The organism is Janthinobacterium sp. 75 (assembly GCF_004365495.1).
Classification (GTDB): domain Bacteria; phylum Pseudomonadota; class Gammaproteobacteria; order Burkholderiales; family Burkholderiaceae_D; genus Janthinobacterium.
The window spans coordinates 1,686,337-1,705,919 of sequence record NZ_SORD01000001.1; the positions used below are offsets into that span (position 1 = coordinate 1,686,337).

14 protein-coding genes are annotated in these 19,583 nt (G+C 63.7%); 7 read left to right on the forward strand and 7 right to left on the reverse strand.

Going from position 1 to position 19,583, the window contains the following annotated elements; translation table 11 throughout:
• Window positions 1-127 precede the first annotated feature (127 nt).
• Genes parC through C8C89_RS07725 form a run of 4 tightly spaced genes read right to left on the reverse strand, consistent with a single transcriptional unit; the run spans window position 128 to window position 8,060 of the window.
• Window positions 128-2,482: a DNA topoisomerase IV subunit A gene (gene parC, locus C8C89_RS07710; RefSeq protein ID WP_133989268.1), complete on the reverse strand. Its 2,355-nt coding sequence runs from the start codon at window positions 2,480-2,482 to the stop codon at window positions 128-130.
• 47 nt (window positions 2,483-2,529) lie between these two features.
• The gene (locus tag C8C89_RS07715) at window positions 2,530-4,341 is read right to left on the reverse strand and encodes a J domain-containing protein (protein ID WP_133989269.1); all 1,812 of its coding nucleotides are present in this window, start codon (window positions 4,339-4,341) and stop codon (window positions 2,530-2,532) included.
• A 12-nt stretch (window positions 4,342-4,353) separates the two neighbouring features.
• A complete protein-coding gene (locus tag C8C89_RS07720; RefSeq protein ID WP_133989270.1) occupies window positions 4,354-6,063 on the reverse strand; it encodes a molecular chaperone HscC in 1,710 nt (569 codons plus the stop codon).
• The gene (locus C8C89_RS07725; protein WP_101482813.1) at window positions 6,063-8,060 is read right to left on the reverse strand and encodes a DNA topoisomerase IV subunit B; all 1,998 of its coding nucleotides are present in this window, start codon (window positions 8,058-8,060) and stop codon (window positions 6,063-6,065) included. The genes C8C89_RS07720 and C8C89_RS07725 overlap by 1 nt, the downstream gene beginning before the upstream one ends.
• Before the next feature lie 463 nt (window positions 8,061-8,523).
• Between C8C89_RS07725 and kdpF the strand changes: the two genes are divergently transcribed.
• The 7 genes from kdpF to C8C89_RS07760 all read left to right on the forward strand — a co-directional run bounded on the left by kdpF (window position 8,524) and on the right by C8C89_RS07760 (window position 17,494).
• Complete coding sequence (gene kdpF, locus C8C89_RS07730; RefSeq protein ID WP_034746483.1) at window positions 8,524-8,613, forward strand: K(+)-transporting ATPase subunit F; 90 nt, start codon at window positions 8,524-8,526, stop codon at window positions 8,611-8,613.
• Window positions 8,613-10,418 carry a potassium-transporting ATPase subunit KdpA gene (gene kdpA / locus C8C89_RS07735; RefSeq protein ID WP_101482812.1) on the forward strand — a complete coding sequence of 602 codons (1,806 nt, stop codon included), beginning with the start codon at window positions 8,613-8,615 and terminating at the stop codon, window positions 10,416-10,418. Before kdpF ends, kdpA begins: the two co-directional genes overlap by 1 nt.
• Before the next feature lie 9 nt (window positions 10,419-10,427).
• Window positions 10,428-12,506 carry a potassium-transporting ATPase subunit KdpB gene (gene kdpB, locus C8C89_RS07740; protein ID WP_133989271.1) on the forward strand — a complete coding sequence of 693 codons (2,079 nt, stop codon included), beginning with the start codon at window positions 10,428-10,430 and terminating at the stop codon, window positions 12,504-12,506.
• 10 nt (window positions 12,507-12,516) lie between these two features.
• A complete protein-coding gene (gene kdpC, locus C8C89_RS07745; RefSeq protein WP_101482810.1) occupies window positions 12,517-13,092 on the forward strand; it encodes a potassium-transporting ATPase subunit KdpC in 576 nt (191 codons plus the stop codon).
• An 84-nt stretch (window positions 13,093-13,176) separates the two neighbouring features.
• Complete coding sequence (locus C8C89_RS07750) at window positions 13,177-15,918, forward strand: DUF4118 domain-containing protein (protein WP_133989272.1); 2,742 nt, start codon at window positions 13,177-13,179, stop codon at window positions 15,916-15,918.
• A complete protein-coding gene (gene kdpE, locus C8C89_RS07755) occupies window positions 15,915-16,613 on the forward strand; it encodes a two-component system response regulator KdpE (protein ID WP_010401402.1) in 699 nt (232 codons plus the stop codon). Before C8C89_RS07750 ends, kdpE begins: the two co-directional genes overlap by 4 nt.
• A 131-nt stretch (window positions 16,614-16,744) precedes the next feature.
• The gene (locus C8C89_RS07760) at window positions 16,745-17,494 is read left to right on the forward strand and encodes a TorF family putative porin (protein WP_101484729.1); all 750 of its coding nucleotides are present in this window, start codon (window positions 16,745-16,747) and stop codon (window positions 17,492-17,494) included.
• Between the two features lie 57 nt (window positions 17,495-17,551).
• Here C8C89_RS07760 and C8C89_RS07765 read toward each other — a convergent pair whose 3' ends face one another.
• Genes C8C89_RS07765 through C8C89_RS07775 form a run of 3 tightly spaced genes read right to left on the reverse strand, consistent with a single transcriptional unit; the run spans window position 17,552 to window position 19,414 of the window.
• Window positions 17,552-18,094, reverse strand: coding sequence for a ParA family protein (locus tag C8C89_RS07765; protein ID WP_101482808.1), 543 nt, complete (start codon window positions 18,092-18,094; stop codon window positions 17,552-17,554).
• Window positions 18,072-19,109, reverse strand: coding sequence for a 4-hydroxy-tetrahydrodipicolinate synthase (gene dapA / locus C8C89_RS07770; protein WP_101482807.1), 1,038 nt, complete (start codon window positions 19,107-19,109; stop codon window positions 18,072-18,074). Before dapA ends, C8C89_RS07765 begins: the two co-directional genes overlap by 23 nt.
• Window positions 19,106-19,414 carry a hypothetical protein gene (locus C8C89_RS07775; protein WP_243857931.1) on the reverse strand — a complete coding sequence of 103 codons (309 nt, stop codon included), beginning with the start codon at window positions 19,412-19,414 and terminating at the stop codon, window positions 19,106-19,108. Before C8C89_RS07775 ends, dapA begins: the two co-directional genes overlap by 4 nt.
• Window positions 19,415-19,583: the final 169 nt, after the last annotated feature.

Here is a 19,583-nt window from a genome sequence, read left to right on the forward strand (position 1 = left end):
GGCATGCCTGCAGGGATAACGGGAACGCGGCGCGTATCTGTAAAACTATTTTCTCCTGTTGCCGGTACGCGGCGATGGACGAAAAAAAAGACAGGCGAACCTGTCTTTTCGTATGGACGGGTGGCGCTCAGCCGATGGCCGCCATGGACACCGGTTTCAGCTTGGCCGCCAGCGCCTTGCCTTTCTTGGCGCGCTTGCCGAAGTGCTCGGCAAGGGCCGTGGCACCGAGCGACGCATCCTGCGGTTTCGATCCCCTGCCGATGCCCGAGACCACCACGCCGCGCTGGGTGATCGGCTGCACGGCCAGCAGCTTGTCCTTGGCATCGAGGTCGATCAGCTTGACGCCGGTGCCGCCCTTGGACAGGGTTTTCATTTCATCCAGGCCAAACACCAGCAGGCGTGCGCCTTCCGTCAGGCAGGCCAGGGCGCTGGCTGCATCGGGGATGACCTTCGGCGCCAGGGGCACGTCGCCGTCGTCCAGGGTGATGAAGGCCTTGCCGCCTTTCAGGCGGCTGCTCATGTCGCCCGCCTTGGCGATAAAGCCGTAGCCGGCGCTCGATGCCAGCAGCAAGTTGGTGGCGCCATTGCCCGCGAAGTAATGCAGGATGCGCACGGCGTTGCCCGGCGTGCCCCCGCTCAGGTCGCACAAGGTCGTGATCGGCACTCCATCTCCGCGCGCGTTGGGTAGCGCCGAGACGGGAACCGAGTAAATCCTGCCGTTGTTGCCAAAGCCCAGCAGGGTGTCGACCGTGCGGCATTCGAATGCGCCATGCAGCGTGTCGCCCGCCTTGAAGGTGAACTGCGCCGCATCGTGGCCGATGCCGGTGCGCGCACGCACCCAGCCTTTTTCCGAAATGATGACGGTGACCGCCTCGTCGACGACCTTCTGTTCCGCTACGGCTTTTTGCGCTTCCTCGATCACGGTGCGGCGCGCGTCGCCGAACTGCTTGGCGTCCGCCTCGATTTCGCGGATGATGGCGCGCTTCATCGAGCCCGGGTTGTCGAGCAGGTCTTGCAGCGACTTTTCTTCCTTGCGCAGCTCGGCCAGCTCTTGCTGGATCTTGATCGTTTCCAGGCGCGCCAGTTGGCGCAAGCGGATTTCCAGGATGTCGTCGGCCTGGCGTTCGGACAGATTGAACGCTTCGATCAGGGCCGCTTTCGGTTCGTCCGAATTGCGGATGATCTGGATCACCTTGTCGATATTGAGCAGGATCGCTTCGCGGCCTTCCAGGATATGGATGCGGTCCTTGACCTTGCCCAGTTTGTAGCCGGTGCGGCGCGTGACGGTCTCGAAGCGGAAGTCGATCCACTCGCGCAGGATGTCGCCCAGTCCTTTTTGGCGTGGGCGGCCATCGCCGCCTATCATCACCAGGTTGATCGAGGTCGACGATTCCAGCGAGGTGTGCGCCAGCAGCATCAGCATGAATTCCGTCTGGTCCTGGTTCTTCGACTTCGGCTCGAACACCAGGCGCACGGGCGCGGCGCGGCCCGATTCGTCGCGGATGGTGTCGAGCGAATTGAGGATCAGCGCCTTCAGGGCCACCTGGTCCGGCGACAGCGCCTTCTTGCCCAGCTTGATCTTCGGATTCGTCAGTTCCTCGATTTCTTCCAGCACCTTTTGCGACGAGGTACCGGGCGGCAGTTCCGTTACCACGGCTTGCCACTGGCCGCGCGCCAGCTCTTCGATCTTCCAGCGCGCGCGCACTTTCATGCTGCCACGGCCGCTCGCATACATGTCCTGGATTTGCGAGGACGGTGTGATGATCTGGCCGCCGCCGGGGAAGTCCGGGCCGGGAATGATGGCCATCAGTTCGGCGTGCGTCATCTTCGGATCGCGGATCATGGCCACGGCCGCTTTCGCCACTTCCGCCAGGTTGTGCGACGGGATTTCTGTCGCCAGGCCCACGGCGATGCCGGAGGCGCCGTTCAGCAGCACCATCGGCAGGCGCGCCGGCAGCAGCTTCGGTTCTTCCGTCGAACCGTCGTAGTTGGGCTGGAAGTCCACCGTGCCCATGCCGATTTCATCCATCAGCAGCTTGGCGATGGGCGTCAAACGCGCTTCCGTGTAGCGCATCGCCGCGGCGCCATCGCCATCGCGCGAGCCGAAGTTGCCCTGGCCATCGATCAAGGGGTAGCGCAGCGAGAAATCCTGCGCCATGCGCACCAGCGCGTCATACACGGACTGGTCGCCGTGCGGATGCAATTTACCGAGCACGTCGCCGACCACTGCCGCCGATTTGCGCGGCTTGGCCGTGGAATTGAGCCCCAGTTCATTCATCGCATACAGAATGCGGCGCTGCACGGGTTTCTGGCCGTCGCACACGTCGGGCAGGGCGCGACCCTTGACGACGGAGATGGCGTAATCGAGATAGGCGCGCTCGGCAAAGGTGGATAGGGTCAGCGCTTCGCCGTCGAATACCGGTTCATCCGGCTCGATCGGCTCAGGCTGGGCATCGTCAAATAAATTGGTTTGTGTGGACATGGCGCTTGTTTCGGTGTTAGTGGTTGCGGTTGAATTCGTGGGGCTGATTATGACAGCCTGGATTTGGAAAAGGACTTGCCGTACGTCAGATACATGTAGCGCAAGGTCAGATACAGCACGGCCACGGCCAGTTCGACGCTGTTATGCATCATTGGCATGGCGCGGATGGAAAGAGCCTGACCGGCCAGCACGAAGCTGGCAATGGAGGGCACCAGCACCAGCGGCCACATCGTCTTCCATTTGAAATCGCTGGGGGAAAACAGCAAGCCGGCGCACGACCAGGCATACAGCGTGGCGCCGACGAGGGGGGCTGGCAACTGCTGCGCATACAGTAGCGACAGCAAGCCCGCACAGCCGACCAGCCATGCCGCGCGCAGGCGGGGCAAGAGCGCCTCGGGCCAGCCGCAATCGCCATACAGGCCGGTAGCGCTGCGCAGGGCCAGCGCCGCCAGGCAAAACATCAATGGCATGGCATCGCCGATGGCCAGCGCGGTGGAACCTTTGCCGCTCATGAACATGGCGACGAACAGCGACAGGCCCAGGCACAGGAGCAGCAGCATGCCATGCAGCAGCTGGCGATTGAGCGCATACGCGAGCAGTGCCGACGCGCACAAACCGGCCGCAGTCACCAGGTGCATGGTCTCGCTGCGCTCGGGCAGGAACAGCAGCAGCGCCAGCACGAGATAGGGCACGATCCAGCCCAGTTGCCGCAAGCCGGGCCGCGCCCACAGCACGGGCAGGCGTTCCTGCAGCGCTTCCTGCAGCGTGTCGAGCCGCGCGAACAGCGGCGCGGGCCAGCGCAAGGCATGCATGGCCAGCAGGGCAAAGGCCAGCGCCTGGAAGCCCAGCAGGCTGGCATAGGCGGCCGTGTCGCCGAGCTTGAAGCCGGCTGCATCGAGCACACCGGCGAGCATGAAGTGCAGCACGAAACCCAGGCCGCTCGAGGCCAGCGCCGTCTGCTTGAAGTAGCGCTTGGCATGGACGGCGTGTTCCCACTGCTCGAACAGGTCCGTATCGAGCTTGCAGGCCAGCATCTCGGCGTGCTGCCAGCGTATCGCGTGCAGCAGTTCGCGCAGTTGCAGCGTGAATTTTCGGTCGAACAATTGGCGCGCGTAGGCCGATGGCGGCTGCTGCGACATGAGGCAGTCCAGGCCGGGGTAGCTGTCGCGGTTGTCGCTGAAATGGGCGAACGAACGGTCCGCCCGGTAGCGCTGCACGGCGCTGCGCACCAGGTCCGCATGGCTGCGCGCCAGGTAGGAAAAATCGCGGTCCCAGCCCAGCTGCTCGAACAGGGCCTGGCGCAGCGCCAGGTCATAGCCGGCGCCGGCGCAATAGCGCAGCGCGCACAGGTCGAACTCCTCGCGCACGTCGAGGTTCAGCATGGCGTCGTCCTGCAGCATGCGGGCCAGCACGTCGCTGGCATCGGCGTGGCGCGTCTGCGCCAGGCAGCCTTGCCACAGATTGGCGGCTTCCTGCGTCGGATCGATGGCGACCACACCCCATTGTTCTTGCGGCGGTGCGGGCTCCCGGGCAATGATGCCCCACAGTTCTGCGGGCGGCTCCTGCGCCGCATCGTCGATCACGCCCCACAGGTCGGCCGGTTCCATGGGCGTCGCTTCTGGCACTTCCGCCGCTTCCGCTTCGGCCCCAGCCGATTGCGGTTCCGGCAACTCCGCAGCAAACAGGTGCGCATGGCGCAGCGCGTATTCATACGCTTCGCGCAGTTCCTGGAAGGCGGCCGGATCGTCTTCGGGACGCGTCACTTTCAAGCGCTTCGCATACGCACGCTTGAGGGCGCGTTCGTCGCCGGTCGGCTCCGTACCCAGGATATCCCACAGGCTGCGCTGTCCGTTGTGCATGCCACCGTCCATTTACAGGAAGCTTTCGCTCTCGACCTGGCGCAACACCTCGTCGAGCGCCTGGCGGGCCTTGCGGATGGTGTTCGGGTCCTGCGTTTCCAGCGCGGCCTGGAAATTGGCCGTGTGCGCCGCCAGATACTGGCGCACGTCGCCCAGTGACTGTTCGTACAGGCGGTCGGCGCGCGTGACTAGGGTGCGGTTTTCCATCTGTTCGCGTGGGTGGATCTTCAGGTCGGCCAGTTCAAGAAAGCGCTGCTCGATCTGTTCCGGCGTCATCACGCCCGCGTTGTCGCTGATGATCATCTTGTGGCGTTCCTGCGTGGCCAGTACCGTTACTTCCGCTTCCAGCACGCCGCTGACGTCGTAGGTGAAGCGCACGTCGATGCCGATCTCGCCCGCCTTTTTTGCGGGTATCGGGAAGCTGATCTTGCCGAGAAAGACGTTGTCAGCCACCAGGCGCGACTCGCCCTGGAAGATCGCCACGTTGATTTCCTTCTGATTGTCGTAGATGGTGGTGATGTTTTCCGTGCGCGAGACGGGCACCACGGAGTTGCGCTCGATGATGGGCAGGTAATGCCCGCCTTCATACTGGTTTGCGCCGACCTGGCGCGAAATCGAAATGCCCAGCGAATACGGTGCCACATCCGTCATGACCACTTCGTCCAGGGCCGCATCGCGCATCTTGAGGCCAGCCTGCACGGCGGCACCGAGTGCCACGGCTTCGTCCGGGTCCAGGTGGATGGCGGGAAAGCGCCCGAACATGCGTGATACGAGCTTGCGCACCAGCGGCATGCGCGTGGCGCCGCCGGCCAGCACCACTTCATTCAATTCCGCAGCGCGGATGGTGGCGTCGCGCAGCGCCCGTTCCACGGGCAGACGCAAACGCGCCAGCAGCGGTTCGCACAACTGCGCCAGCCTGTCTTCGCTGATTTCCCAGCTGTATTCCTTGTCCTCGTAGCGCGTGGCCATGCGCACGGATGGCTGCTCCGACAACAGGCGCTTAACGCGCTCGGCTTCATCGCGCAGCAACTGCTGCTGGCGCGGGTCGAACAGGCGGCTGCCGGCCGCGTCGCGCAAGCCGCTGCCTTCCAAAAAGGCGTCGACCAGCACCGTGACGAAGTCTTCGCCGCCCAGAAAATTGTCGCCGGCAGAGGCGCGTACTTCCATCACGCCTTCGAACAGCTCCAGGATCGACACGTCAAACGTGCCGCCGCCCAGGTCGAAGACGAGGAATTTGCTTTCCTGTTCCTTGTCGCGGATGCCGTAGGCCAGCGCGGCGGCTGTCGGCTCGTTCAGCAGACGCTCCACGCGCAAGCCCGCCAGCTGGCCGGCGATGCGCGTGGCCTTGCGCTGCGCATCGCTGAAGTACGCGGGCACGGTGATGATGGCTTCCTCGACCTTGTGGCCCAGGAAGGCTTCGGCATCTTCCTTCAGCGCGCGCAGCACCATCGACGACAGCTCTTCCGGACGGAATTGCTGCGTGCCAAGGGTGATCTTCTTTTCACTGCCCATGTAGCGCTTGAAGACGGCGGCCGTCAGCTGCGGGTGCGTCTGCAGGCGCTCGCGCGCGGCGCGGCCAACCAGCACGGTGCCGTCGTCATCGATGCTCACGCACGACGGCGTCAGGTGTTCACCCAGCGCATTCGGGATGATGGAAGCCTTGCCGTCGCGCCAGATGGCGACCAGGCTGTTGGTGGTGCCCAGGTCGATGCCGATGATCATCAGATATCGGCCTCCGCCTCATTGCCGTGTTCCTCTATCCAGGCGCGCCGTCCTGCCGCTTCGCCTTTGCCCATCAACATGTTGAAGCGCGCGGCGGAAGTCATGTGGTCGATTTCGCCCAGAGTCACGGGGAGCAGGCGGCGCGTGTCCGGGTTCATCGTCGTTTCCCACAGTTGCTCGGCGTTCATCTCGCCCAGGCCCTTGAAGCGCGAGATCGACCAGGCGCCCTGTTTCACGCCCTCCTTGCGCAGCTTGTCCTCGATGGCGACCAGTTCGCCGTCATCGAGCGCATAGATTTTCTGCATCGGCTTCTTGCCGCGCGCTGGCGCATCGACCCGGTACAGGGGCGGGCGGGCGATGCAGATGTGGCCTTTGTTGATCAGGGCCGGGAAGTGCTTGAAGAACAGGGTCAGCAGCAGTACCTGGATGTGCGAGCCGTCCACGTCCGCATCCGACAGGATGCAGATCTTGCCATAGCGCAGGCCGGACAGATCGGGCGTGTCGCCCACGCTGTGCGGATCGACGCCGATGGCCACCGCAATGTCGTGGATTTCGTTATTGGCAAACAGGCGGTCGCGGTCCGTTTCCCACGAGTTCAGGACCTTGCCGCGCAGGGGCAAAATCGCCTGGAATTCCTTGTCGCGGCCCATCTTGGCCGAACCGCCCGCCGAGTCACCCTCGACGAGGAACAGTTCATTGCGCGTGATGTCCGACGATTCGCAGTCCGTCAGCTTGCCCGGCAGGACGGCGACGCCCGAGGATTTTTTCTTTTCTACTTTTTGCAGTGAACGCTGGCGCGACTGCGCCTGCTTGATCACGAGATCGGCCAGCTTCTTGCCGTAGTCGACGTGCTGGTTCAGCCACAGTTCCAGCGGCGGCTTGGTGAAGGTCGAGACCAGGCGCACGGCGTCGCGCGAATTCAGGCGTTCCTTGATCTGTCCCTGAAATTGCGGGTCCAGCACTTTCGCCGACAGCACGAAGGAAGCGCGCGCAAACACGTCTTCCGGCAGCAGTTTCACGCCTTTCGGCAGCAGCGAGTGCATCTCGACGAAATTTTTCACGGCGCCGAACAGGCCGTCGCGCAAGCCCGATTCGTGCGTGCCGCCATTCGAGGTGGGAATCAGGTTGACATACGATTCGCGCACGATGGCGCCTTCTTCCGTCCACGCCACCACCCAGGCCGCGCCTTCGCCTTCGGCAAAGCCTTCCGAGTCCGGGCCCGCGTACTGCGCGCCTTCGAACAGGGGAATCAGGGTTTCGCCATTCGACACCTGCGCCAGCGATTCGGTCAGGTAGCCGCGCAAGCCTTCCGCGTACAGCCAGGTCTGCGTGTCGCCGGTTTTCGCGTTGGTCAGGGTGACGGTCACGCCCGGCAGCAGCACGGCTTTCGAGCGCAGCAAGCGCTGCAGCTCGGTTTGCGAGATGTTGGGCGAATCAAAATACTTCGCATCGGGCCAGGCCGTCACGCGCGTGCCCGACTTCTTGCCGTCGCGCGGAGCGGGGCGGGAACTCAAGGGTTCGATCACGTCGCCATTTGCGAACACCATGTGGTGCAAGCCGTTGCCGTCGCTTTCCTTGCGCCAGACGGTGATTTCCAGGCGCGTCGACAGCGCATTGGTGACGGACACGCCAACGCCGTGCAAGCCGCCCGAAAACGCGTAGGCGCCGCCCGAACCCTTGTCGAACTTGCCGCCCGCGTGCAGCCTTGTAAACACGATTTCCACCGTCGGCACGCCTTCTTCCGGGTGCAGTCCGACGGGAATACCGCGGCCATTGTCTTCTACGGTGATGCTGCCATCCGTGTTTTGCGTGACGGCGATATGCGTGCAGTGACCGCCCAGCGCCTCGTCGGAGGCATTGTCGATCACTTCCTGAATGATGTGCAGCGGATTTTCAGTGCGGGTGTACATCCCCGGGCGCTGCTTGACGGGTTCCAGTCCCTTCAGGACACGGATGGATGATTCGCTGTAGTCGGATGCTGGTTTTTTAGTGGCCATACGTGTTCAAGCTAAGTAAAGACAGTGGTTGGAACGCCAGGCCAGGGCACTGCAGGGCGCAGTGACAACGGCGGCGATAACTGTATGAATATACAGTATATCCCGTCCAGCGTCACTGGGAGAGGGCAGTGCGGCAGGCATGGCGTCCTTGTGCGGACGCTCGCGCATTCTATCTTGTCCAGCGAGCAATAGCGCTACTCCAGGGCAACAACAGTGCGCTGCGCGCGCGGTTTTGCGCCCATTGTGGACGATTTTATTCCCTAAAGCCCCCGTTTTTACATCTTGTTTACAGCTGACTCTCCAGTCTTTACGAATTTTTTAGACCCTTTTGGCTAATCTGCTCACTATCAAAACAAACCTGAATGAGGGTGGGAATGGATATCGTGTATCTCGGCTTGATTGCCGTTTTTTTCGTCGTGGTGGTCGGCTTTGCCGTCGCTTGCGACAAATTAGGGAGCGTCAAATGAACGCGTTTTATGTGCTGGGCGCCGTCGTGTCGGCTGGCCTGCTCGTGTACCTGCTGGTGGCACTGTTGAAGGCGGAGGAACTGTGATGACGACGCAATCGATACTGTTATTGGTGGCCTTCCTGGTTGTACTGCTGGCCGCCGGCTATCCGCTGGGCCTCTACATGGCCAAGGTGGCCGGCGATGGCCCCGTGCGTGGCCTGGGCTGGCTGCAAAAGCTGGAAAACCTGCTGTACCGCTGGTCCGGCCTGCCTGCCGATAAGGCCATGGGCTGGAAAAGCTATGCCATCGCCCTGATCGTCTTCAATACCGTGGGCGCCGTCTTCGTCTACGGCCTGCAGCGCCTGCAGGGCTTCTTGCCACTTAATCCACAGGGCCTGGGTGCCGTCAGCCCCGACTCCTCGTTCAATACCACCGTCAGCTTCGTCGCCAATACCAACTGGCAGGGCTACGGCGGCGAACAGACCATGAGCTACCTGACCCAGATGCTGGGCATGGCATGCCAGAACTTCTTTTCGGCGGCCACCGGTATCGCCGTGATCTTCGCGCTGGTGCGCGGTTTCGCCTCGCGCTCGGGTAAATCGATCGGCAACTTCTGGGTCGACCTGGTGCGCTCCACCCTGTACATCCTGCTGCCGCTGTCGCTGGCCTTGTCCGTCGTCTTCATGGGCGAAGGCATGATCCAGAACTTTTCCGCCTACAAGGAAGTGACGCTGCTCGACCAGGTGGCGTATGAAACGCCGAAAATGACGGCCGATGGTCAGCCCGTGGTGGATGCCGCCGGTAAGCCCGTAATGGAAGCACAAGTGGCGACCACGCAGACGATCGCCATGGGCCCCGTCGCGTCGCAGGAATCGATCAAGCTGCTGGGCACGAATGGCGGCGGCTTCTTCAATGCCAATTCCTCGCATCCGTATGAAAATCCGACCGTGCTGTCGAACTTCCTGCAGATGCTGGCCATCTTCATCATTCCCGCCGGCCTGTGCTTCACGTTCGGCAGCATGGTGGGCGACCTGCGCCAGGGCTGGGCCGTGCTGGCCGCCATGACCCTGATCTTTGTCGTCATGACAGCCGGCGTGATGAGCGCCGAGCAGCAAGCCAATCCCGCTTTGCAGGTCTTGGGCGTGGACCAGCAGGCCAGCAGCCTGCAATCGGGCGGCAATATGGAAGGCAAGGAGACGCGCTTCGGCATCAGCTCCTCGACTCTGTTCGCGGCGGTGACGACGGCGGCATCGTGCGGCGCAGTCAATTCCATGCACGACTCCTACATGCCCCTGGGCGGCATGGTGCCGCTGCTGCTGATGCAATTCGGCGAAGTGATTTTCGGCGGCGTGGGCACGGGCCTGTACGGCATGCTGATGTTCGCCATCCTGGCCGTCTTCATCGCCGGTCTGATGATAGGCCGCACGCCTGAATACCTGGGCAAGAAAATCCAGGCCTATGAAATGAAGATGGTGTCGCTGGCCATCCTGGTCACGCCAGCCCTGGTATTGACGGGCACGGCGATCGCCGTGATGGTCGAACCGGGCAAGATCGGCGTGGCCAATCCCGGCGCGCACGGCTTCTCGGAGATTCTGTACGCCTTCACGTCGGCGGCAAACAATAACGGCAGCGCGTTTGCCGGGCTGTCCGCCAACACGCCGTTCTACAACGTGATGCTGGCGATCGCCATGTGGTTCGGCCGTTTCGGCGTGATCGTACCTGTGCTGGCAGTGGCCGGTTCGCTGGCGGCCAAGCAGCGCCTGTCGGCCAATGCCGGCACCATGCCTACGCACGGCCCCATGTTCATCGGCCTGCTGATCGGCGTGGTGGTGCTGGTCGGCGTGCTCAATTACGTTCCCGCGCTGGCCCTGGGCCCGATCGTCGAACACCTGCAACTTTTTACAAAATAAGAGGCTACCATGTCACGCACAAGCCTGACCTTGTTCGATTCCGCATTGATTGGCCCTGCCATCGTCGATGCGTTCAAAAAACTTGACCCCCGCACGCAGTGGCGCAGCCCCGTGATGTTCGTCGTCTACGTGGGCAGCATCATCACGACCCTGCTGGCCATCCAGGCCCTGAACGGCCAGGGTGAAGCGCCGTTCGGCTTCATTGTCGCCGTCGCCGTGTGGCTGTGGTTTACCGTGCTGTTCGCGAACTTCGCCGAAGCGCTCGCCGAAGGCCGCAGCAAGGCCCAGGCGGCCTCGTTGCGCGCCCTGAAGCAAACGGTGATGGCAAAGAAAATGCAAACGCCGAAGTACGGCACCTCCTGGCTGCCCACGCCGGCAACCGACCTGCGCAAGGGCATGACGGTGCTGGTCGAGGCGGGTGACGTCATTCCCGCCGACGGCGAAGTGACGGCCGGCGTGGCCTCCGTCGACGAGAGCGCCATCACGGGCGAATCGGCACCTGTGATCCGCGAATCGGGCGGCGATTTCTCCGCCGTCACGGGCGGCACCCGCGTGCTGTCGGACTGGTTGCTGGTGCGCGTTTCCGTCAACCCGGGCGAAGCTTTCATCGACCGCATGATCGCCATGGTCGAAGGCGCCAAGCGCCAGAAGACGCCGAATGAAATCGCATTGACGATCCTGCTCGTGGCCCTGTCGATCGTCTTCCTGATCGTCACTGTGACCTTGCTGCCGTATTCGCTGTTTTCCGTGGCGGCAGCCGGCAGCGGCACGCCCGTTACCATCACCGTGCTGATCGCGCTGCTGGTGTGCCTGATTCCGACCACCATCGGCGGCCTGCTGTCGGCCATCGGCGTGGCTGGCATGAGCCGCATGATGCAAGCCAATGTGATTGCCACCTCGGGCCGCGCCGTGGAAGCGGCGGGCGACGTGGACGTGCTGCTGCTCGATAAAACGGGCACCATCACCCTGGGCAACCGCCAGGCGTCAAGCTTTGTGCCTGCTCCCGGCGTGACGGAGCAGCAGTTGGCCGACGCGGCGCAATTGGCATCGCTGGCCGATGAAACGCCGGAAGGGCGCAGCATCGTCGTGCTGGCCAAGCAGAAGTTCAACATCCGCGAACGCGAAATGGCCAGCTTGCACGCCACCTTCGTGCCCTTCACGGCGCAAACGCGCATGAGCGGTGTGGACATCCCTGGCGAACAGCAAGTGCGCCAGCTGCGCAAGGGTGCGGCCGATTCCATGAAAAAGTATGTGGAAGCGCTGGGCGAGCCATATCCGGCCGAGGTGGCGCGCGCCGTCGACGATATCGCGCGCCGCGGCAGCACGCCGCTGGTCGTGGTCGACGATGGCCGCGTCATGGGCGTCGTGGAACTGAAGGACATCGTCAAGGGCGGCATCAAGGAGCGTTTTGCGGAACTGCGCCGCATGGGCATCAAGACCGTCATGATCACGGGCGACAACAAGCTGACGGCTGCGGCCATCGCAGCCGAGGCTGGCGTGGACGATTTTCTCGCCGAAGCGACACCGGAAGACAAGCTCAAGCTGATTCGCAGCTACCAGTCCGAAGGCCGCCTGGTGGCCATGACGGGCGACGGCACCAATGATGCCCCGGCGCTGGCGCAGGCCGACGTGGCCGTAGCCATGAACTCGGGCACGCAGGCGGCAAAAGAGGCTGGCAATATGGTCGACCTGGATTCGAACCCGACCAAGCTGCTGGAAATCGTTGAAATCGGCAAGCAGATGCTGATGACGCGCGGTTCGCTGACGACGTTCTCGATTTCGAACGACATCGCCAAGTACTTCGCCATCATCCCGGCCGCCTTCGTAGGCACCTATCCGCAGTTGAAGGCGCTCGACATCATGCACCTGGCCAGCCCCGCCTCGGCCATCATGTCGGCTGTGATCTTCAATGCACTGATCATCGTCGTGCTGATCCCGCTGGCCCTGAAGGGCGTGCAATACCGGGCCATCGGCGCGGCCAGCCTGTTGCGTCGCAATCTGCTGATCTACGGCCTGGGCGGCATCATCCTGCCCTTCATCGGGATCAAGTTGATCGACATGCTGCTGTCCGCACTCAATTTAGTCTAAAGGAACCATCATGAGCACTATCGTACGTCCCGCCCTGGTCCTGTTTGCCGCACTGACCGTGATTTGCGGTGTCGTCTATCCGTTTGCCACGGCCGGCATCGGGCAGCTGGCCTTCAACGATGAAGTCAATGGCAGCATCGTCGAGCGTGGTGGCAAGCCCGTCGGTTCGATGCTGATCGGCCAGTCCTTCACCTCGCCCAAGTATTTCTGGGGCCGTCCATCGGCCACCGCGCCGATGGCCAACAACGGTGCCGGTTCGAGCGGCTCGAACCAGGGACCGACCAATCCGGCCCTGGTGGACGCCGTCAAGGCGCGCATCGCCGCGCTGAAGGAAGCTGATCCAGGCAACACGCGCGCCATTCCCGTCGACCTGGTGACGGCATCGAGCAGCGGCCTGGACCCGGAAATCAGCCTGGCGGCAGCCTTGTACCAGGCGCCGCGTGTGGCCCGCGTACGCGCAGTGCCGCTGGCGCAGGTGGAAAACGCCATCGCCAAGGTACAGAAAACCGCGTATATCGGCTTTTTCGGCGAACCACGGGTGAATGTGCTGGAACTGAATCTGGCGCTCGATGCGGCCGCGAAGTAAGATGATGCAGTGATATCGGGGTCAGACCCGTCGGGTCTGACCCCAGCCCTTGTTCTTGGGCTAATCGACAATTAAAAGATACCCATGCTCCCCAACGACAGCCAACGCCCCGACCCTGATGCCCTGCTGGCGCAAGTGCAGGCACAGGAAAAGAAAGCCGCGCGCGGCCGGCTGCGCATTTACTTCGGCGCATCGGCCGGCGTCGGCAAGACCTATGCGATGCTGGCCGCCGCCCGCAAACTGCTGGCCGATGGCCAGGATCTGCTGGTGGGCGTGGTGGAGACGCATGGGCGCCAGGATACGGCCGCCCAGCTTGACGGTTTGCCCGTACTCCCCTTGAAGGCGATCGAATACCGGGGCAAGACCCTTTTCGAGTTCGACCTGGACGAGGCCCTGCGCCGCGCGCCGTCGCTGATATTGATGGATGAACTGGCCCATTCGAACGTGGCCGGTTCGCGTCATCCGAAGCGCTGGCAGGATGTCGAGGAGTTGCTTGCGGCCGGCATCGACGTGCTGTCGACCGTGAATGTGCAGCACCTGGAAAGCCTCAACGATGTGGTGGGCGGGATCACGGGCGTGCGCGTGGCAGAAACCCTGCCTGACACAGTGTTCGACCGCGCCGATGAAGTGGTGCTGGTCGATATTCCGGCTGATGAATTGCTGCGCCGCCTGAAGCAGGGCAAGGTATACCAGCCGCAGCAGGCCGAGCGGGCATCCCAGCATTTTTTCCGCAAGGGTAACCTGATCGCCCTGCGCGAACTGGCCTTGCGCCGCACGGCGGACCGGGTGCAGGACGACGTGCAGGCTTACCGCGTCGAGAAATCCATCAATTCCGTTTGGAAGACGGGCGCCGCGCTGCTCGCCTGCGTGGGGCCGCACGCGGGTGGCGAACACGTTATCCGCAGCACGGCGCGCCTGGCCAGCCAGCTGAATGCCGAATGGCACGCGCTGTACGTGGAAACGCCGCGCCTGCAGCGTCTGCCGGCGCGCGAACGCGAACGCATCCTGAAAACGCTGAAACTGGCGCAGGACCTGGGCGCACGCACGGCCATTGTGCCGTCCGCCGACATCGCCGGCGCCGTGGTCGAGTATGCGCGCAGCGCGAATATATCGAAAGTCATCGTAGGCCGTGGCCGCGCCGGTGCACTGGCGCGCTTGTGGCATGCGCCGCCCGCCGTGCGCATGGCCAGCCTGGCACCCGATATCGATTTGATCGAAGTAGGCTTGCCGCCAGCGGATGCGGCGCCCCGGCGCGCGCCGGGCGAGGATGCGGAGGCGACGCGCAGGCCATCGCGCCATTGGCGCTACATACTGGCCGCCGGCGCCAGCCTGGGCACGGCCCTGGCCTCGGTCCCCCTGCAACCCTACCTGGACCTGGCCAATATCGCCATGCTGTCGCTGCTGACGGTGGTGCTGGTGGCCGTGCGCCTGGGGCGCGGGCCGGCGGCGCTGGCCAGCCTGGTGGGCGTGGCCTGCTTCGATTTCATTTTCGTGCCGCCCCGCTTCTCGTTTGCCGTGGGCGATTTTCAGTATGTGATCACCTTTGGGGTGATGCTGGCCGTGGGCCTGATCACAGGCCACCTGACGGCCGGCCTGCGCTTCCAGGCACGCGTTGCATCGCACCGCGAAGCGCGCGCCCGCGCCCTGTACGAGTTTTCGCGGGAATTGTCCGGCGTGCTGCAGACGGAGCAGATTTTCGATATCACGAAAAGCGCCATCGAGCGGGCTTTCCGCGCACGCGCCTCCTTGCTCCTGCCTGATGACGAGGGCAGCCTGCAGACCCCGAACGGAAGCGAGGCGCTGGACATGGGCATCGCGCAGTGGGCCTTCGACCATGCGCAGGCCGCTGGCACGGGTACCGATACCTTGCCTGCTTCCCCCATTTTCTACCTGCCGCTGATCGCGCCGATGCGCACGCGGGGCGTGCTGGCGCTGTTGCCGCTGGAGGCTGCCCAGCACGGGCGCTGGCTGCTGGTACCGGAGCAGCGCCAGCACCTCGATACCTTTGCCGCCCTGGCGGCCATCGCCCTCGAGCGCGTGCATTACATCGACGTGGCCCAGGGCGCGCTGCTGCAGATGGAGTCCGAGCGCCTGCGCAACTCTCTGCTGGCGGCACTCTCGCACGACTTGCGCACGCCATTGACGTCGCTGGTGGGGCTGGCCGAATCGCTGGCCCTGTCCAGGCCGGCGTTGTCACCTGCGCAGCTGGACATGGCGCGCTCGCTGCAGTCCGAAACCGTGCGCATGAGCGCCCTGGTGGCGAACTTGCTGGACATGGCGCGCATCGAAAGCGGACAGGTGCGCCTGAACCTGCAATGGCAGGCGCTGGAAGAAGTGGTGGGCAGCGCGCTGCGCGCCAGCGGCCCGCAATTGCTGCAACATGCCGTGCAGACGCAGCTGGCGCCGGATTTGCCGCTGGTGCGCTACGACGCCGTGCTGATCGAGCGCGTGCTGTGCAACCTGCTGGAAAACGCGGCCAAGTACACGCCGCCCGGCAGCACCATCACGGTCGCGGCCGGGGTGCACGGCCAGTTCCTGCAGGTGAGGTTGTTTGACGATGGCCCGGGCCTGCCGCCTGGCCGCGAAGAAGCCATCTTTGAAAAATTCACGCGCGGCGAGCGCGAATCGAACAAGCCGGGCGTCGGACTGGGGCTGGCCATCTGCCGCGCCATCGTCGAAGCCCACGGTGGCACCATCCACGCGCAGCCGCACGCGCCGGGACAGGGCGCTGCCATCGTGTTCAGCCTGCCGCTGGGCACGCCCCCTGCGCCGCCAGAGATAGAACTCGATGACGCCAACGACTATGAAACAGGAAAACCATCATGAACGAACCTTCCGCCACCGCCTTGCTGGTTGAGGATGAGCCGCAAATCCGCCGCTTCGTGCGTGCCGCGCTGGAGGACGAGGGCTGGCAGATTTTCGAGTCCGCCACCATGCAGCGGGGTCTGATCGATGCCGGCACTCGCCGGCCCGACATGATCGTGCTGGACCTGGGCCTGCCCGACGGCGACGGCATCGACTTCATCGCTGACATCCGCAAATGGTCGGCCGTGCCCATCATCGTGCTTTCGGCGCGTGTCGACGAAGAGGACAAGATACGCGCGCTGGACGCGGGCGCCGACGATTACCTGACCAAGCCGTTCGGCGTTGGCGAGCTGCTGGCCCGCGTGCGCGCCACCTTGCGCCGTCAGCGCCAGCCTGCCGCCAGCGACGATGGTGTGGTGCAGTTCGGCGACGTGCGGGTCGACTTGAAGGACCGGCTGGTGACGCGCAACAAGCAACTGGTGCACATGACGCCAACGGAATTCCGCTTGCTGTCGGTACTCGTGAAGAACGCAGGCAGGGTGGTCACCAATCCGCAACTGCTGCGTGAAGTGTGGGGGCCATCGAATAGCGAAAACGGCCACTACCTGCGTATCTACATGGGGCATCTGCGCCAGAAGCTGGAAGCCGACCCGGCCCAGCCGCAGTACCTGCTGACGGAAACGGCTGTCGGCTACCGCTTGCTGCTGCCGCTCTAACAACTGTTAATCCCCTGTTGGAAAACGGGCGCCGCGCGCGCCGGGGGGACGCTTTACCCATTGTTTTGCAGCGGCGGGCCAGCTGCGCCATGTTGGCAAAGGCCCATACCACCCATGAAGAAGAAAAAACCATGAATAAAATGCTACTTGCACTTGCCGTCGCCACCGCCTTTACGGGCAGCCTGGCCCATGCGGAAGAGGCCAAGCCCGATAATGAAGTCAGCTTCAACGTGGCCGGCGTGTCCGACTACCGTTATCGCGGCATTTCGCAGACGCGCTTGAAACCCGCGCTGCAGGGCGGCGTCGATTACGTCAACAACCCCACCGGCCTGTATGCGGGCGCCTGGGCCTCCACCATCAAGTGGACCAAGGATGCGGGCGGCAGTGGCGACGTGGAAGTGGATCTGTATGCGGGCAAGCGCGGCCAGTTGACGGCCGATATCGGCTATGACGTGGGCGTGCTCGCGTATGTGTATGCGGACAATGGCTTGAAGGGTATCGCCGGCCTGGCCGACGCGGATACGCAGGAAGTCTACGGCCAGCTGTCGTATGGTCCCGCCTATATCAAGTATTCGCACGCCGTCTCCAACCTGTTCGGTATCGTCAACAGCAAGAACAGCGGCTACCTGGACATTGGCGCGAATATCGACCTGACGAACGGCTGGACCGGCACCCTGCACGCTGGCCACCAGAAGGTCAAAAACAATGATGCGTCGAGCTACACGGACTGGAAAGTGGGCGTCACGCGCGATTTCGGCATCGTGACAGGCGCGCTGGCCGTGATCGGCACGAACGCGGGCAAGTCGGCCTATGCGTCGCCGGTGAATGGCAAATTCATGGGCAAGACAGCGCTGCAACTGACGGTCAGCAAAACGTTTTAATTGACGGAGATAAAAGGAGAGGCGGCGCATGCGCCGCCTTTTTTTTTGCATGCAGAGCTAGGCTGGCAGGTTAAAGACGGCGCAATACAGCTGTCCCAGGCTGACCACGCGGGAGGCGGGAATCTGTGCGGCCAGGGCATGGGCGGGGGCCGCTTGCGTGTCCGTCGCCAGCAGGACGCGCAGGTCAGGATTGACGCTGCGCGCGTGCGCGATGCGGCGCGCCAGGCAAGCCTGCGCGGCGCCGTCCACGACACCGTCCAGCGGCACCACCAGCACGCGCGCGGCGATCAGGGCCGAGCGGCTGCCCATGGAGTCGCGGCCTTCGCTGTCAATGACGATGTCATGGTAGCAGTTCACCAGGTGTTCCAGCTCCGGCTGCAGGCCCTTGGCGCTGATGGCACGCGCCATCAGGCTTGGCCGCGTCATGCTGCCGTGCTTGGCCCCGTCGTGCATATTCCTGGCCTGCTCCATGGCTCCCTGGCGTGGATCGGCATCGAGCAGCAATACCTTGCGTCCGGCCAGCGCGCGCGAGGCGGCCAGCCGCCCGGCCAGGATGGATTTCTCCATCCCCCCGCGTTCATCCGTGATGGCGATGATCATCTTGGCGCACGGCTGGCATCAGGTTGGCGGCGGAGATCAGTTGCAGCAAACAGCCTTCGCGTGGCGCGTCCCTGTCGCCGGCTGTCCATACGGGCAGTGCCATCAGTGGTTCGAGTGCTTCGGCCAGCTTGTGCTTGCCGGCCGAAGACATCGGCGTCATCGGCAGTCGCAGCTCGTCACGCACCTTGCCCTGCATGGCCAACGCCGCCTTCACTGGGCCAGGATTGGGTTCGGCAAACAGCAGGCGGATGACGGGCAGCATGACCTTGAACAGGGCGCCGGCGGCGCCGTGGCGGCCCTGCTTGACCAGGTGGTACAGCTGCGCATACAGGTCGGGGCGTATCTGGGCGGCGGCCGACATGGCGCCATGGCCGCCCATGGAGAGGCTGGCCAGCAGCAGCGCATCGTCGCCGCACAGCACGTCCAGGCGCGTGTCGAGCAGCAGTTCGCCCAGTTGCTGCAGCTTGCCACCCGCTTCCTTGATGGCGACGAAGTGCGAGTCGCACGCCAGCAGCGCCGCCGTCTGCGGTTCGATATTGACCCCCGTGCGGGCAGGAACGTTGTACAGCACGATGGACTGGTCGGTGGCGGCGGCGATGGCCTGGAAGTGGCGCACGATGCCGTCTTGCGAAGGGCGTACATAGGACGGTGCCGAGACCAGCAGACCGGCCAGCGGATGGTCGTGATAGCGCTGCACCGTGGCGACGACGCCGCGCGTATCGCTGCCACCCACGCCCATTACGACGGGGAAGCGGGGACCGATGGCTTCGAGTACGCTTTCGAGCAGCATGGTTTGCTCCGTGGCGCTCAGCATGGCCGCTTCGCCCGTGGTGCCGCACACCACCAGGCCATCTATGCCGCTGGCGGCCAGTTCGCTGGCCAGCTGCTGGGCGGCGTCGAAGTCGATTTCGCCATCGCCATCACGGAATGGCGTGACCATCGGCACCCAGATGCCCTGGAAATGCGCGGTAATGCGCGATGAAGACATCGCCTGCTCGCAGGAGTACTGGTTCATGACGATTTCCCCTGGCTGATGCGGCCAAATTCCGCCGCCGGCAGCAGGCGCATGACGGCATCCATGGTCAGGCGCAGGGCCGGCTCCGTCACGCACAGCCATACCTTCATGCGTTCGGCGTGGTCGACCGCCTCGACGCGCATGAACGACAGCATGCCGCCGCACGTCTTGACGACCAGCTGGCGCAGCTCGGCCAGGCAGGACTTGTCGACCGTGATATGCATGAGGAAAGTGGGCAGGCGGGGGTGGCGGTGGGGCAGTGCTTGATGTGCTTGATGCGTTTGCAGGCGTGAATGGGGTTCCATGGTGGCTTTGCAGCGGTGGTTGAGGTACGTTCAAGATTAGCAGCGGGGGCGTAAAGATTCTCTAAAAAGCGAGGCCGCCCGCGTAAACGGGCTGTATGCGCTGGGCCGCGGAATTGTTGCGTGGATGCGCCGCACATGTGCTTTTGTTACAAAATTGAATCGTGCTTTG

Bases quoted from the DNA above. Each gene is read 5' to 3' on its own strand.
- parC (WP_133989268.1), bottom strand. From the start codon at position 2,482: ATGTCCACACAAACCAATTTATTTGACGATGCCCAGCCTGAGCCGATC.
- C8C89_RS07715 (WP_133989269.1), bottom strand. From the start codon at position 4,341: ATGCACAACGGACAGCGCAGCCTGTGGGATATCCTGGGTACGGAGCCG.
- C8C89_RS07720 (WP_133989270.1), bottom strand. From the start codon at position 6,063: ATGATCATCGGCATCGACCTGGGCACCACCAACAGCCTGGTCGCCATC.
- C8C89_RS07725 (WP_101482813.1), bottom strand. From the start codon at position 8,060: ATGGCCACTAAAAAACCAGCATCCGACTACAGCGAATCATCCATCCGT.
- kdpF (WP_034746483.1), top strand. From the start codon at position 8,524: ATGAACGCGTTTTATGTGCTGGGCGCCGTCGTGTCGGCTGGCCTGCTC.
- kdpA (WP_101482812.1), top strand. From the start codon at position 8,613: ATGACGACGCAATCGATACTGTTATTGGTGGCCTTCCTGGTTGTACTG.
- kdpB (WP_133989271.1), top strand. From the start codon at position 10,428: ATGTCACGCACAAGCCTGACCTTGTTCGATTCCGCATTGATTGGCCCT.
- kdpC (WP_101482810.1), top strand. From the start codon at position 12,517: ATGAGCACTATCGTACGTCCCGCCCTGGTCCTGTTTGCCGCACTGACC.
- C8C89_RS07750 (WP_133989272.1), top strand. From the start codon at position 13,177: ATGCTCCCCAACGACAGCCAACGCCCCGACCCTGATGCCCTGCTGGCG.
- kdpE (WP_010401402.1), top strand. From the start codon at position 15,915: ATGAACGAACCTTCCGCCACCGCCTTGCTGGTTGAGGATGAGCCGCAA.
- C8C89_RS07760 (WP_101484729.1), top strand. From the start codon at position 16,745: ATGAATAAAATGCTACTTGCACTTGCCGTCGCCACCGCCTTTACGGGC.
- C8C89_RS07765 (WP_101482808.1), bottom strand. From the start codon at position 18,094: ATGATCATCGCCATCACGGATGAACGCGGGGGGATGGAGAAATCCATC.
- dapA (WP_101482807.1), bottom strand. From the start codon at position 19,109: ATGAACCAGTACTCCTGCGAGCAGGCGATGTCTTCATCGCGCATTACC.
- C8C89_RS07775 (WP_243857931.1), bottom strand. From the start codon at position 19,414: ATGGAACCCCATTCACGCCTGCAAACGCATCAAGCACATCAAGCACTG.